The organism is Bradyrhizobium sp. USDA 4472, from assembly GCF_054058595.1.
The window spans coordinates 4,583,165-4,597,579 of record NZ_JBSSAM010000001.1 but is presented as its reverse complement, the minus strand read 5'-3'; the positions used below and the strand labels follow the sequence as shown (position 1 = coordinate 4,597,579).

Here is a 14,415-nt window from a genome sequence, read left to right as displayed (position 1 = left end):
GCGCCAGGCAGCCACCTCCTCTTCCAAGCTCAAGGCCACAGAGGTCCCCTCGCCATCGTGGTCGGCCGCCGACTGCATCTCTTATTCTCCCTTTGGTGCTGCGAGCATAACGACGTGAGACGATAGATGTTCCGCCTCGAGGAACAACGGCGGGCGGCGGCAATTCTCCGTCGGAAGGAGCATCCAATGAGCGTAAAACGGTCGATCGAAAGGCTTGGCCCCTACCCTTCATTGTTTTTGCTCGCGGTGCCGGTCGCGATCGTCGAGCCCTTGAAGCTCGTTGCGGTGGCGGTGGCAGGAGAAGGTCATTGGATCACTGGCACCGCGATGGTCGTGGGGTGCTACGCGGTCAGCATTCTGGTCGTGGAGCGGCTTTTCGTCATGGTGAAGCCGAAGCTGCTCATGATTCCTTGGTTCGCCACAATTTGGAAAGCGTTCGTTTCGATCCGAACGCTTGTAGTCAAACAATTCCATGCCAACATCTAAGGGCTTACCTTGACGCTTACCCATCTAGCTAGGCGAACGATTTTCAGGATTTGAATGGACTATCGCGCGTTCACCAATGACAGCCTCACGATGATGTATGAGAGCGTTCGCGGCGCGCTGGCGTCTGACGATGCACAGAAGGCTGACGGAGAGGCTCCTCGCACTCCCTCTATAGGCGAACCTTATGTCGCATACGGCCTTGACCGGTTGATTTCTGCAAGTTCTCTTCAACCGCCCGACAGCGCAAGCTTCCTTACAGGAACTGCCGGCCAAGACGGGCGTCTCCTGTTGAATGTGTACATTAGTGGACAAACAGACCGGGAGAGTTCCCGATGCAGGAAGATGACACCAACCACAGGGAGGCGCGGGATGGGCAAAGGCCATCGAGCTTGGAGGAAGCGCGCAAAGTCATAGATGATTACGCCGCTGAGTTGCGAGAGATGCTTCGGAAGCTGCGCCGCAAAATGGATTAGATTCTGAGCTGGTCCCTCTCGGGAACACAACCACCTGTTGACCTTGAACATGACGGAAGACTAACCTGCGTTAAGGCGCACTCGCTACTGGTGGGAGTCTCCCATATTGGTCCGAACAAAAGATGCAGCACATCGCGCTACTTTGCTCAGCAACTTCGGCATCGCCAGCTGCACCCAGCAACCCATCAGCTTGAATGAGTTCACGTACAAAAAGGGTACTGAGATTTTTGGCGAGAAAGAGCCAACCGAATATGTCTACCAAGTCAAACGCGGGGCAGTACGAACTCACAAGCTACTCTCGGATGGGCGTCGGCAAATCGGCGCATTTCATTTGGTCGGAGACATTTTCGGGCTGGAGAACGCAGCACTTCATCGGTTTACCGCTGAGGCGGTGGTGGAAACTACTGTCCGCCTGATCCTGCGAACCACCCTTGAAAATCTCGCGGAGTCAGACGCAGTTGTTGCGCGCAACCTGCGAACGATGACCTCATCCAACTTGCAGCACGTCGAAGACCATCTGCTCCTGCTCGGTCGCAAAACCGCGATGGAGCGCGTTGCTGCGTTTCTGCGCGACATGAATGCTCGCTCGACAGCGGCAGGGGTGATGTCGCTGCCGATGTCTCGCCGGGACATCGCCGACTATTTGGGACTGACTTTAGAAACCGTATCCCGCGCGATGTCCCAACTCCATGCGGACGGCGTGATAGGCTTCCTCAGCAATACGCAGCGCGATCTCGTGGTGCTCGACCACGACCGCCTGATGGCCTTCGATACGCCGAATTGACGTTCTGCCGCACACGATAGGTACAAAAAAGCCCCGGCGAACCGGGGCTTTCATTTTGTAGATTATACCGACTAGTAGCGAGCGGCGATCGGAGCTCCATAGCCACCGAAGCGATAGTTCAACCGCAACGTGACCATATCGACGTCCTGGCTTACCCGGTCGCTCAAGAGAGTCACACCACCGGGGGTGACGAGACCTGCGCCTGCAAAGGTGCGAGTGTCATGCCCCATCCAGAGGTGGTCATATTCAACACCGACCGACCAGTTTGGCGTGAAGCCGTATTCCCAGCCAACGCCAAGTGCACCGCCCCAGCGCGTGTGACTTGCCGAGTCCAGACCGACGCCGGTGAGATTGTTGAAGACGTCAAGTCGATTGTGGGTCACAGCAGCGCCGCCCTTCACGTAGAGCAAGGATGCATTCCATGCCCAGCCGAGTTGAGCCGTGAACAGGCCGATGCCATCAGTCTTGCCTGTGGTCGAAATCAGCGGATCAACCAAGGTCACGCGCGTGTTTTTGATGTCTGCCCAATCGCCTTGTGCCTCTAAGCCGAACACGTACTGGCTCGTTTGCCAGCGGTAGCCGATTTGTCCGCCCACGAGGCCCCCCGAGCGCGTCGCACAGCCTGCAGCGACGGTTCCCGCCGGTGTCACGAAATCAACGCATCCACGGCTTTGGCCCCATCCGCCGTTGGCTCCGATGTAGAAACCGGTCCAGTCATAGACCGAGGCAACCACCGGCGGCGGTGCCTTGGTATAGGGCCGTGCAGCCAAGTCAGCGGCCGACGCGGGCGCAGATACGGCCATCACTCCGGCCGCGATTATCATAAGCTTCTTCATTACAAGCGATCTCCCCACGAAGTTCGAATACGACACGAATACCCACCTGCCGAATCCACGTTACGGTTTGCGCCTGCAGGTTGATGTAGTGCGGAGGCAACACTGCGCGCATTTGTTCGGCCGAGATTCCTAATTTCGATTAAGGAGTTATGCCCGACAACGTGCATACGCTTTGGAACCGGCTTCCGATAGAAAAGAGCAATGCGCCCGTCAGATGCTGAGCGCTACGTTTGAAGGACGGCACTCGGTGAGGGTGGATAGTGCGATCCGCAACGCTGAGACATTGGTCGGCGAGGCTGAGCATTTGCACAACGCGGACTTCGTCCGATGAGTTTACCTCTGTTGCTTGGTCAGCAGCGTTGACCATCCGACCGGCGAGCGGAATTCTTTCGCGGCTAAGAACGAACGCTCAGGTGCGCTGTTAAACAGCAAACCCTGCGAGGTATGGCCATGCGTCGTTCAGATTTTATCCTCCCCCTGCTCGTGGTTGCGAGCCTTTATCCCACCACTGCATCTGCTCAGCAAAACGAAAGAGACGCGAACCAATCGCAAAGCGAAGTCCAAGGAGAGCGGGACCCACAACGATCCGATCAAGCCCAAGCGCAGAACAACCCGGTTCAGCCTGAACGGACACCGCAGCAGTCAGACCAGTCCCGTGAGCGAGATCGCAAGAGCGCCGAGGACACAAGGATCAATCGCGACTGGACTACACGGCAGCGCGGCGAGGATCGGATGGACAGCGACCGGATGCGTCAACGCCAGATGGGCCGCATGATGGATCAAGACGAGGATCATCGAACCGTGGGACGCAACTGGCGTCTGGACGACAACGACATGGATCGCGGTCGTGGGTATGCGGAGCGGAACGAAGGGCGCTACTACTATGAAGCCCGCCCCCGTCCTCGCGTGAAAACCTGCGTCGAATACGAAAACGGAGATGAGTTCTGCCGTTATCGTGATTGACCGGGTGTGCCGGACCTAACTTAAATCGGACCAAACCGTCGCGATTGACCCGTCGCCTCCGGTGGCGCATCGCAGCTAGATTTCCAGAGCTTTGGGTCATGCTGGAAGCGCTCCGCAATTGTGCTAACGACGCTGGTGACGGGCCTGATTGCTTTATTCCTCAGCGCGTGTAGGCTGGCGTATACAACTGGGGCCGTGCGAAGTTGTTTGAGCAATCATTTATGGAATAAACAATGGGGACCGCCTACAAACCTAGTGCTGACGCCGCCATCCAGTATTTGACTTGGGCAATCGAAGAGATCGAACAAACCGGCGACGAGGAGGCATGTCTTCATGCTCGCGCTGCGTTGGCGCGGCTGCAGCGCATCTACTCCAGGCGCCCCTCGCTTCAACGCGATGAAGGACCAGCCGCCCTTTGAGCCGCTGAGTTGGCGAACCCCTTTCATTCAGCCCAGGTTGACTTCCATACAGCAACGAACTGTGCGTTGTCGCCATTAGCTGCCCCCCCATCATGCGCGTTCGAAGCTGGTGCATAGCAACTCGGTCTCATTTGCGGCGAGCCGGGCACCGTGAAGTCGGCATATGAAGTCGGGGCGGGCTTTGCCGTGGCGCGCTACTGCACCTCTGCGAAGAAAGAGACAATCGATGCAACAACCAACGCTAATTTTGGAGCCCGTTGCGTCGATCCGCCTCAGTATCTCATTCAACGTATTCCTTAACTGCGAACGATGTTCCGCAACTAGCTTTTCTATCGCGTTCACCATGCCGCAGATCGGATCGTGGTGAGCAAGCATCTTCTCGCCCTGCGGCGTAACGCAGAGCATCACGGAGCGCTTGTCGTGTGCTGCGGCCTCGCGAACAATATATGATTTATCTTCTAGAGCCTTGATTACCTGCGTCGCCGTGGCTCGGGTCGTGCCGATATAGTCGGCTACTGCCGTCGGGCTTTTAGAGAATCTGTTTGCACGGGCGAGAAAGCGCAGCGCCTTCCATTCCCGATATCGCAATCCGCGCAGATCGTTCGGAGCTTGGCAGGCCTTGGCCGCTTGCAGCAACAAGTCAACCGTTCAAGGATGAGAGGCATGGTCAGTTTGAGGACAGGGATTAGGTTGAACCGGATCAAGACAGAATACGCTGCTGCTTTTTGAAGGTCGCAGCTAGGGCGCTAAAGGGCTTGCTGGTGAGATTTAGGAGACCGTCCCGTGTATCATCTTGTGATTGCACGCCAATGATTTGTCATTTGGGGTCAAGCGGCTCTTGTCGAAAAACACCGTTCGGACTCAAGTCGCCAGGAACAAGCCTTTTTCTGCAAGCTACTGCGGCAAGTCCCCTTGTGGCCCGTCGCTGCCGCAGCGCTTGGCGAGAATATGTCGGGCGTGAACGACCGGACGTAACTTAAACCGGGTTAAACCGCCCCTGTTACTCACCGCAACCTTGCGGAGAATCCGTCATGGGCTCCGCTCTTTGGCACTCTCAAGGTATTGACTGCCAAGGCCGCGAGGAACAGGCTTTTCACCTCATCCCCGGGTTTGGACCTCAATGCTAACGCGAGAAGAATATCTTGAACGTAGCAAGGAAAACGCTCTCGCACTCCTAAGCGACGGCCGCATACGCGAGGCCGTTTCTCGGATGATGATGGATATCCTCAACAGCCCGAGTCCCTCATTGCCTCATGAAATCCATGCACTGGGCATCTGTGCCGCCGCGGCTGGCGACACAAGGGCAGTGCGAGAATACATCGAAGGCTTTAACTGATATCTCTCGGCTCATGCTCGCCTTTAGCGCATCTGCGAAGTTGTGACGTGTCTGAGATAGGTCCGCTCATTACGCCAGACCAGGCCAGATTTGCTTGCCTAAAATCTTTGCCTTCGCGCGAACCTCCGCAGGGTCTGCTATCCGACGTAGACCGGATCAGCGCCAAAAAAGGCTGACGTCGCAGTTGACTCCTTGAGACATCAGACAAAGTCGGCTCTAAGGACGCGACTGGAGTACATCGTATTTCGCGCTGAAGCACGTACCAGTGACCCACTTCTGCGTTGAACGAAGCGAGCCGACCAGATCAGTCGCGCAGCCGTGCCCGGCTTAGCTCCAGGCGGACTTGTGCGCCAGAAGGCTTCCAAACGATATCGACCTTTCCGCTGAGCTGCCCTTCGACTGCAGACTTAATGAGCCTGCTGCCGAAACCGGTCGAGGTCGGCTTGCCGATCGCAGCAGAGAAACTGTGCTCGCTCCAAGTCAGAACCAGAACATCTCCAGCAGATTTCCAGCCGATCATCACCTTCCCGTCTGCACGACCCAGTGCGCCATACTTGATAGCGTTCGTCGCAAGCTCATGCAGGATGAGCGCCATTGAAGTGGCTGATTTTTCGCCGAGAAGGATTTCCGGTCCGGTCAAGCTCACTTTGCCATGCTGCGCGCCACTCAAATGCGGTGCCAATATTTGTTCAGCAAGATGGATGAGCAACACCGAATGCGCCGGCATCGAGTCCGCCGCGCCGACCCGGACGAGGTCATGTGCCCGAGATAGCGCCTGCAAACGCTGGTTAAGGGCGGCGCTCATTTCAGCCGCCGTGTTGGTCGATCGGCCCGTCATGGACACCATGGCGCTGAAGAGCGAGAAGAGGTTCTTCACCCGATGATTCAGTTCTTGCATCAGCAGTTGGCGAGCCTCCTCGGCCATTTTTAATTCATGCAAATCGGTGCAAGTGCCGTACCAGCGGATGATCTCGCCCGCCTCGTTGCGGATGCATTGTGCACGTCCGAGCACCCAGCGATATTCGCCCGATCGGTGCCGCAGCCGATACTCGATGTGATAGGGGGCGCCCGTAGCCAAGCTGTGGCGCCAAACTTTCCAGGCTCGCTCCTGGTCGTCGGGGTGAAACATTCCGTTCCAGGCCTCACCATCGGTCGAACCTTTGGGCACGCCTGTGTATTCGTACCAGCGGTCGTTGTAATAATCGTGATAACCGTCGGGCAGCGTCGACCAGATCATCTGGTCAATAGAGTTCACGATGGCCTGGTAACGTTCCTCGCTCTCGCGAAGAGCAGCCACCGCCCGGATCGTGTCCGTCACATCGGTCGCTTGCACGAAGATGCCGTACCGATCGCCTGCGCCGTCGCTTATTGGCTGATAGACGAAGTCGAGATGCCGTTGCTCGCGAGTTCCACTTCGATCCAGGACGACCGGGATGGCGCGCCCGGCGTAAGGCACTCCGCTCTGGTAGACGGTGTCGAGTAGTTCGGTGAAACCTTGCGACGCCACCTCGGGCAGGGCCTGATCGACCGATTTGCCGAGGATGTCGTTACGGCCCACCAACTGCAGGTAAGCGGGGTTCGCGATTTCAAAGACATGACGGGGCCCGCGCAGAATGGCCGTCGCGCCTGGCGCCTGTTCGAACATAAGAGAGAGACGCGCAATCTCCTGCTGGGCACTACGCCGCGCCAGGACGATTTGAGTTGTTTCGTTCCCTTGATTGAAGATGCCCGCAACCTCGCCATCTTCGCCGCGGATCGGGCTAATGCTGTAGTTCCAGTAGGTCTCCTGCTGGCTGCCGCCACGCATCATTGGCAGCATTTCGTCATAGGTGGAAAAGCCTTCACCCGTGGCCATCACATGCTCGAACTGCGGGCCGACGACTTGCCAGATGTCGGACCAAACCTCCTTTGCCGGGCGGCCGAGAGCCCAGGGATGGCGCTCGCCCGGGATTACGGACCACGCGTCATTATAAAGGAGCCTAAGGTCCGGCCCCCAGTATATCGCCGTTGGAAAGCTCGAATATAGGCAAATGGACAGTGCCGAACGAAGGGATTGCGGCCACGACTCCGGAGGCCCGAGTGGATTTGTCCTCCAGTCGAAAAGGCGGACGAGCTCGCCCATCCGTCCTCCGCCGCTTAGGAATCTTGTCGTCTCGTCACGCATCTTCTCAGCCCTCCGCCGCAAGCTTATCCAGCATTTCGGCGGACGGATACCCTTGAGCATGTCCTTACAGAGCGAACTGATGGCTCGCCTCCCCGGCCGGAGCGCCCTCTTGCTACCCTCGAAGGAATAGTTCGCTTGTAGTCCGTCTGCGAAGTTGGGCCACGCCTGACGCAGGTCCGCTCATCGTGCCTGAGCGGACCCGATTTGCTTAATCCGAGTTCTTGTGCTTTTGGCTCGAAGCCAACTCGTCGGTGAGAAGATCGGCGTGTAGTTCTGCCAATGCCCGGTTTACGGCTGCGGTCCTGATAGGTTCATCTCACGCTCGGCCCGGAACACGTTTCCATAGAGACTTGCTATCCATTGACGACCGCGAGCTGTGACATTGAGATATCGTATCGCCGTATGAATTTGGGGGGCTACGTTCTGCCAATAGAACTGGGGATACTTGTAAACAATATCTGCCGGCGTAGCGTAGCCCAGTGCCTTGTTGAGCCCAATCTCTTCAAATTCGTAAAACAGGGCGTTCGACTTCCTTAGGTAATTGGGATCGCCGAGCTGGCCGATAAGATCCGCAGCCCGCAGTAACAACCCCTCCTCTTCGATCAGACTGTCATTCGATGATATCGTATAAGGAAAGCGGGTATATTCAATTGCTTGGGCAATTCGGTTCGCATCAAGGTCTTCGACGGAGTCCAGGCGTTCGAGGACGAACAATTTCGAGCGGTCCACATGATAGGGAGCAAGGGCGGCATCAGATGATCCTCGAGGCAGACGAATTGTGCCACCAGTTACATCTGCAATGTAACAGTCGTCTTCATCTCCTTGAACAACGCCGCGAACGTATCCGATGTCATGTGCAAGGCATGCCAAAATGAAATTGGCATAATCGTTTGCTGTCGTTGGTCTCAGCAGGGCGCGTCCGGTTAAAATGTCATGTCCCGCAAGCGTAACGAGCAATGTGTGCTCAATATTGTGGTACAGGGCGTCGCTGTTACCAATGCATTCCAAAGTGAGCTTGGCCGCAAACGGAAGCAACTCGGTTAAACTGGCATGTGAAGCTCCAAACCGATCCTTAGTTTCCGCGGTCAGAAATGAGCCCAAAGCTTGCGATACTAGTTCCGGAACTGTGATCATTTGAATCTTCCATTAAGCTTGCGCAGCGTGACAACTCCGCGGTCGTGCAGGATGAGTTCAAACAATACGGGATACTAAGACCCTTCACAGCAATAGTACCACTTCTCGACCGCGCCGGCGACGTGGAGCTGCTGACAGTCGTAGGTGTGAAGAGCAGTAACATCCTACACCGGCGTTAACCCTATCGGCAAATGATCCGCGCGCGGTACGTCCCCTGCCGACAGATTGCCTCATTGGAGCGGAGACTTTTCAGCAGCACTAACCTTGGTTAGAGGCGCATCATGCTGAGACCGAGCTTCCTGGGTCTCCTCATCGTATTAGGTGTAGGAGTCCTGTCAGCCATGGAGCTGCGAGCTCCCCCGCGCGGCACGGTCGCGAACGTCCAGTCGCCTGCCGCACCAGACGCTGGCTCATCTGCCTCGCCTGACACAATGGCGAAAGGCGATCGCCTCGACGTCGCCCCGGTGAGCAGCGTGACACCGACACAGGTTGCTTTGGCCGAAGCGCCTGTTGCTCTCCCAAACGATGCCCGTATCGCTTCGCTCGAGCCTTCAAAGCCGATCGCCCGCCAACGTCACAATTCGACGACGGCCGCGGGCGCCGCGCGTCCCAAACCAAAGAAGGTAACCGTTATCAAGCAAACTGCTATTGCCGAGCGTTCAAAGCTCGCCAGCGAGACCGTGTCCTGTAGGCTCGCGGCGTTTGGCGGCTTGCGCAAGGCGCTGAATTTAGCCGGCTGCGAAATCTGAGAGGTGCGGGCTTACGCTTTGCGGTGCCCGATGGCTTAGTATGAAGACGCTACAGGACTGCGCTTCAGAACCCAACGTGTGCAGGCATCCGTACTTCGTCCGTGACTCACAATCAGAGCGCGGCGTTGTCTGCTTCCGGGAGATGACCCGACCAAGGGCATGCCGGCTGCTGAGGGCAGCCTTTGACCTCAGCGGAAATCAGTCACTCATGAGCCTAGTATTTCCTGTAATCTGGCGGCTCAACAGGCCGGAGGAAAAATGAGAAAGCGCCGTAAAGTTCTTGGAACGTGCATGGCCGCGGCTTTCGGGCTGTCTTTGCATGCAAATAGCGCCACCGGTCAGCAGCCATCGATGAAGGAAGGCCTCGTTGGAACATGGATCGTGGTTTCCTGGGAGCAGAAGAAAAACGACGGCACCACCTTACGGCAGTTCGGTGAGAACCCAGCGGGGATAGCCATTTTCGACGTCGGCGGGCGGTACATCATCACGGTCATGCGCTCGGACCGCGCCAAATACAAAAGCAATTCGCTGTGGCAGGGTACTGCAGAAGAAAACGAAGCAACGGCCAATGGGACCCAGACTTACTTCGGGACGTATACGGCGAACGAGGCGGACCGTAGCATCGCAATACATGTTGAAGGTAGCTCCTTTCCCAATTGGAACGGCTCAGATCAGAAGCGCTTCGTTACGATCACCGGGGATCAACTCACACTGACCATTCGCCCTCCGAGCGGCGAGAATGTCGACGTGACCTGGAAGCGACCAAAGTGACCATCGAAGGCCGCGTCCGCTGGCCCATCGCTATCGCATCCACGGCCGCGGATATGTCGGCGGACAAACTGATGGACATTCCAGCTTCTCAATTTCAGCGCTAGTATCAGGCTACTGAGTGTCAAGAAGGGCAGAGCATTGGAGGGGACTTCCTATGTCCAGGTTGAAGTGCCTTGTTGCCTTCGCTGGGTGGCTTATTCCAGCGTATCCGAGCCTCGCCGACGACCGTGAAAAGGTGATCGGCATCTGGAAACTGGTTTCTCAAGAGATTGAAATTCAAGCCACCGGGCAGAAAGAACCCGTCTTCGGACATTCTCCGACGGATACGCGATTTTCACGGCCGAGGGCCGGGTCATGTTTGTCCTGACCGGAGAGGGGCGCAAGCCGCCACAAACGGTCGAAGATCGCGCCGATTTGCTGAACAGCATGGCCGCCTACACCGGCATCTATCGTCTCGAAGGCGACAAATGGATTACCAAGGTCGATGTTGCCTGGAATCCTGAATGGGTGGGCACCGAGCAAACACGCTTCTTCAAATTAGACGGTGATCGCCTTCAGGTCACCTCGACGTGGCGAATCATGCCCAATTGGGCAGACAAGGGGATGCAGAGGAGCCTCCTTGTGTTCGAAAAAACGAAATCGAAGTTTGAAAAACCTTCCTTCGCGAGCCGGGCCGCGCCCGGTTGCATTGCATGAGTCTCTTGTTAGCCCAATTGCGAAGTTGCGGCACGGCCGACGGAGGTCTGCTCATCGAGACACAGCGGACCGATTTGCTCGACCCGAATTCTACGTGTCGGGTGACAAGATGGGCGTGCAGTCGCGCTAACGCTCCGGCTTGCCGCTCTAGCTAGGCCAAGGCTAGAAAGCCAACCGTAGACAATTTTTCCCCACCGCCACAAATTGTTCGCGGTCCACCCCGCAAAAACGAGCGTCGGTCGCGAGAAGATTTTTCTAAAAGCGAACGGGATGGGAACGGCAAGTAGGCGCCTTGCGATAGTGGCTCTTATTCGATCAACTCGTCGGCCACGGCCAGCACGGTAGTCGGGAAATCGATCCCGAGCGATCTCGCGGCAGCTCGATTGAGCACCAGCTCAAACTTGGTTTGCTGGTAAAGGGGAATTTCCTCCGGTTTCTTACCGTTTAGTACGTCAGCCGTCATGTCCGCGAGGCGTTGCATCATGTCCACAGTATCGATGCCGTAAGAGAGCAGTCCGCCGACCTCGACAAAGTCTCGAAAGGGGTAAATTGTCGGCAGCCGATGCTGGATTGCAAGATTGGCGATCAACTGACGGTTAGTGAGATGTTCAGCTGCGTCAAAAATTACGAGGCCGTCGACACCACCCCTTTCCATTGCATCGAACACCTGCTCGTATGCGACCTGGTCGACGCTCTTGCCCAAGAAGGCGGCCGCGACCGATGTGCCCGCTGCCTGTGCGGCTTCGCGGACGTGGGGAGCGATTGCCTGCCACAAATTGGCGGAGTTGGCCGGGCTCGTGAAAAGAAACCGCGCGCTTGTTATGGGTGGCCTAGCGACTTCGCCGAGCAGCTGCAAGCGCTTGCCCCACACCTCGATACCCGCGTCAACGGTTACACCTGTGACATTTGCACCGGGTCTAGCCAAACTGCTCACTAGTCCGGCTGCAACCGGATCAGCGGTGGTGGCAACAATTGGAATGGTAGATGTCAGTGGCCTAAGTCGCAAGGCAAGCGGGCTGCCGATGCAGACGATCAGGTCGGGTTGGCTTTCGACGGCTGCGCGCGCCACGCTTTCGTAGTGTTCGAGCCGGCCCAGCGCCGAATACCGCTCCACCTTGAGATTTTGGCCTTCGAAATAGCCGAGCCTATTCAACTCACGAAAGTACGCCTTGTATGCACGACGTCCGCTGAGCGTCAGCCCCTCGGGGGTTTCGCTGGGGTGAACAATTGCGATGCGTTTCGAGACCGCTGACCCAGCGTTGGTCTCAGTGCATGAGTCGGCAAGGCTGATCGCTGCCGTGGCCGCCGTTCCCGCAATGAACTCCCTCCGCCGCATGCTTACCTCCCGACAGGGGAAGTTACCAGATCAGCGCAGGCAGAACGAGGGATTGAAATCGATATAGGACGGTGAAGATTGCAAAGAGGACACCACTATGCCCCTTGGCTATGTTTGTGATCGTCGCCAGTAACTTTATCGGACCTTGCCGAATGTAAGATTCGAGAGTTCGCGCGCGAGAAATTTTGTCGCGGCGCTTTGCGAACGCTTGGGATTCGACGTTTGGGGGTTGGCAGGGGGCGGTTGTGAGATTTGCCGGTCTCTGACCGCTGGCAGGCGCCAGCACCGATAGCCCCGGTTACGGCGCGCTCGGGCAAGGACCGCAATCAATCACCATCCGCGCTTCGCGACTGGCTGCTGTCGCCCTTAGAGGGCACAAACGACTGCTTTACATCTTTCAAAAACTCTACTTTCTGAAAGATCGAAATGGCTCTTGCATTATCGCGCATTTTAGATTCCAAAAGTGTGTCTTTCAAAATGAGGGCAGAAATGAAAATTGGATATGCGCGAGTGAGCTCGAGTACGCAGGACCACGCTGCACAGATCGAGGCATTGAAGGCCGCCGGATGCGAACGCGTTTTCAGTGAAAAGGTCTCAGGTAAGTCGGTAAACGGCCGGCCCGAATTCACCAGACTGATGAAGACCATCGCCCAAGGAGACGTGCTGGTCGTCTCGAAATTGGATCGCCTGGCCCGGTCCAGTCGCGATCTGCAGAATATCCTGCATGAACTTCAGGAATTGGGCTGCGGCTTCGTCTCCCTCGGTGAGAGTTGGTGCGACACCACGACGGATGTGGGGCGGCTGGTCATGACCATCATGGGCGGCATCGCTGAATTTGAGCGCAGCCTAATCCGCAAGCGGTGTGAGGAAGGCATCCAGCGAGCCCGACGCAAGGGCACAAAGTTCGGCCGGCCAGCGGCACTCGATCCCAGCCAGCGCAGGCGCGTCGCCGAACGCTATGCCGGCGGCGAGACTCTGTCGGAACTTGCCAAAGAATACGCTTGCGGCGAAGCAACTATTTGGCGAGCGCTTCAGTAGCTTTTGGCTACCCCGTCGAGAACGGCTTGCCGAGCAAGGAGCGGACAGCCTCTCGAAGCCGCAGCGCTGCCCCGTGATGAGTCGTGAGAGTCACGCCTGAACATCCGGCGTCGTCGCACAAGGCTCTCTCTGGCGCCTCCGCAGAGTCTTCGGGGTTATGTCCTGTCGGCCTGCGTTGCTGCAGCACGCCGAACCAAAACATGTAGTGGCAGAGGCTTGTTCAAGGCGCTACCCGGCGAATCCTGCAATTGATGTGGAAGTTACTTAAAGTAAGCCTTCGCGATATGCCTTCTCCCTTCGGCGAAGCCGAGCGGTCAGCATCCGGCCGCCGTGGCATTGGCAAACGCTAACCCATCGCATCGCTAAGTTGCCGCAAGGTCCTCCGTTCCTCTTTAGAGCCATGCACTTGCGAAATCCCGGCCTACCTCGCCTGAACCGGTACTTGGCAACTGCTCCATGCCACTCCGCATTGCCTGATCCAGAAGTCCGACCCATCTTCGGCCTCCATGTGCTGAACATGGATGCAGTTTAGCTCCGTCACCTATTTTCTGCACAGGCTCTACCCGACGTAATCAAAGCGGATCATTGAGGCTCGTGGGATCGTGGATGGCGTCAAGCGGGTCACTCAGACTTTTGTTCACCTTTATGACCTCGGCCCCCGGAAACACGAGCTTTGCTTTGGCAATATCGGGATAAGCGGATAGCAAGCGGCCAATTTCATCCAACGTGTACACTGCCACCGCACGTCCCTCAGCAATCACACTATGGGCATGGTCATCATCCGGAACAATGGCGGCGACGGTCCCATCCGCAAGGGTCACTTCCCAAACCAATGCTGAGATCTCAGCCTTCCCTGCTTCGGTAGCGGCTCTGTCGAGAGCTTGCCATGCAGTGACCATACGTAAGGCTTCTTTGCGGACGGCATCGAGATCACCATGAAGCGTGGCGGCAATGAAGAGGAATCGCTGCCTATCAAATCTCTGGCGAAGGTCGTTAGATACAAGGAGGCGCAATCGCCCAGCGCCCCACCGGGCTTCCATTCGCGCCGCCATCAGGTCGGCTTCATCGATGTAAGAACGGCCAGCGAGCCAGGACGCATGAGTCCGTGCCCAAGAAATTGGGGCCTTGAGGCGGCGCGGGTCCAGCTCCTTAACCTTGCCCATGACGGGTTGCTTTCTCAACCGCGAGCCTGCTGCTGAGATCTTCGAGTGCTATCGCGCCCGATCCGAT

13 protein-coding genes are annotated in these 14,415 nt (G+C 57.0%); 7 read left to right on the top strand and 6 right to left on the bottom strand.

Going from position 1 to position 14,415, the window contains the following annotated elements; all coding sequences use genetic code 11:
- Positions 1 to 126: 126 nt before the first annotated feature.
- Together ACVWZ4_RS21340 and ACVWZ4_RS21335 are read left to right on the top strand one after the other, a co-directional pair.
- On the top strand, positions 127 to 486 hold the full coding sequence (locus ACVWZ4_RS21340) for a hypothetical protein (protein ID WP_456736460.1): 360 nt from the start codon (positions 127 to 129) through the stop codon (positions 484 to 486).
- 576 nt (positions 487 to 1,062) lie between these two features.
- Complete coding sequence (locus ACVWZ4_RS21335) at positions 1,063 to 1,743, top strand: helix-turn-helix domain-containing protein (protein ID WP_456790509.1); 681 nt, start codon at positions 1,063 to 1,065, stop codon at positions 1,741 to 1,743.
- 71 nt (positions 1,744 to 1,814) lie between these two features.
- Here ACVWZ4_RS21335 and ACVWZ4_RS21330 read toward each other — a convergent pair whose 3' ends face one another.
- Positions 1,815 to 2,579, bottom strand: a complete 765-nt coding sequence (locus tag ACVWZ4_RS21330; RefSeq protein ID WP_456736461.1) for an outer membrane protein — start codon at positions 2,577 to 2,579, stop codon at positions 1,815 to 1,817.
- A 450-nt stretch (positions 2,580 to 3,029) separates the two neighbouring features.
- On the opposite strand from ACVWZ4_RS21330, the gene ACVWZ4_RS21325 reads away from it, so the two are divergent.
- The gene (locus ACVWZ4_RS21325) at positions 3,030 to 3,542 is read left to right on the top strand and encodes a hypothetical protein (protein WP_456736462.1); all 513 of its coding nucleotides are present in this window, start codon (positions 3,030 to 3,032) and stop codon (positions 3,540 to 3,542) included.
- A gap of 509 nt (positions 3,543 to 4,051) precedes the next feature.
- On the opposite strand, the gene ACVWZ4_RS21320 is transcribed toward ACVWZ4_RS21325, so the two are convergent.
- The 3 genes from ACVWZ4_RS21320 to ACVWZ4_RS21310 all read right to left on the bottom strand — a co-directional run bounded on the left by ACVWZ4_RS21320 (position 4,052) and on the right by ACVWZ4_RS21310 (position 8,595).
- Positions 4,052 to 4,600, bottom strand: a complete 549-nt coding sequence (locus ACVWZ4_RS21320; protein ID WP_456736463.1) for a MarR family winged helix-turn-helix transcriptional regulator — start codon at positions 4,598 to 4,600, stop codon at positions 4,052 to 4,054.
- A gap of 1,001 nt (positions 4,601 to 5,601) precedes the next feature.
- Complete coding sequence (locus ACVWZ4_RS21315) at positions 5,602 to 7,152, bottom strand: sensor histidine kinase (RefSeq protein ID WP_456736464.1); 1,551 nt, start codon at positions 7,150 to 7,152, stop codon at positions 5,602 to 5,604.
- 597 nt (positions 7,153 to 7,749) lie between these two features.
- Positions 7,750 to 8,595, bottom strand: coding sequence for a metal-dependent phosphohydrolase (locus tag ACVWZ4_RS21310; RefSeq protein WP_456736465.1), 846 nt, complete (start codon positions 8,593 to 8,595; stop codon positions 7,750 to 7,752).
- 431 nt (positions 8,596 to 9,026) lie between these two features.
- Between ACVWZ4_RS21310 and ACVWZ4_RS21305 the strand changes: the two genes are divergently transcribed.
- The 3 genes from ACVWZ4_RS21305 to ACVWZ4_RS21295 all read left to right on the top strand — a co-directional run bounded on the left by ACVWZ4_RS21305 (position 9,027) and on the right by ACVWZ4_RS21295 (position 10,811).
- Positions 9,027 to 9,344, top strand: coding sequence for a hypothetical protein (locus ACVWZ4_RS21305; RefSeq protein ID WP_456736466.1), 318 nt, complete (start codon positions 9,027 to 9,029; stop codon positions 9,342 to 9,344).
- A gap of 291 nt (positions 9,345 to 9,635) precedes the next feature.
- On the top strand, positions 9,636 to 10,115 hold the full coding sequence (locus ACVWZ4_RS21300) for a lipocalin-like domain-containing protein (protein ID WP_456736467.1): 480 nt from the start codon (positions 9,636 to 9,638) through the stop codon (positions 10,113 to 10,115).
- Between the two features lie 354 nt (positions 10,116 to 10,469).
- Positions 10,470 to 10,811, top strand: a complete 342-nt coding sequence (locus ACVWZ4_RS21295) for a lipocalin-like domain-containing protein (RefSeq protein WP_456790323.1) — start codon at positions 10,470 to 10,472, stop codon at positions 10,809 to 10,811.
- A 307-nt stretch (positions 10,812 to 11,118) separates the two neighbouring features.
- Here the strand turns inward: ACVWZ4_RS21295 and ACVWZ4_RS21290 are convergent, their stop codons facing one another.
- Complete coding sequence (locus ACVWZ4_RS21290) at positions 11,119 to 12,147, bottom strand: ABC transporter substrate-binding protein (protein WP_456736469.1); 1,029 nt, start codon at positions 12,145 to 12,147, stop codon at positions 11,119 to 11,121.
- A gap of 477 nt (positions 12,148 to 12,624) precedes the next feature.
- On the opposite strand from ACVWZ4_RS21290, the gene ACVWZ4_RS21285 reads away from it, so the two are divergent.
- Positions 12,625 to 13,185 carry a recombinase family protein gene (locus ACVWZ4_RS21285; protein WP_456742246.1) on the top strand — a complete coding sequence of 187 codons (561 nt, stop codon included), beginning with the start codon at positions 12,625 to 12,627 and terminating at the stop codon, positions 13,183 to 13,185.
- A 572-nt stretch (positions 13,186 to 13,757) separates the two neighbouring features.
- On the opposite strand, the gene ACVWZ4_RS21280 is transcribed toward ACVWZ4_RS21285, so the two are convergent.
- Positions 13,758 to 14,348: a hypothetical protein gene (locus ACVWZ4_RS21280; protein WP_456741107.1), complete on the bottom strand. Its 591-nt coding sequence runs from the start codon at positions 14,346 to 14,348 to the stop codon at positions 13,758 to 13,760.
- Positions 14,349 to 14,415 lie beyond the last annotated feature (67 nt).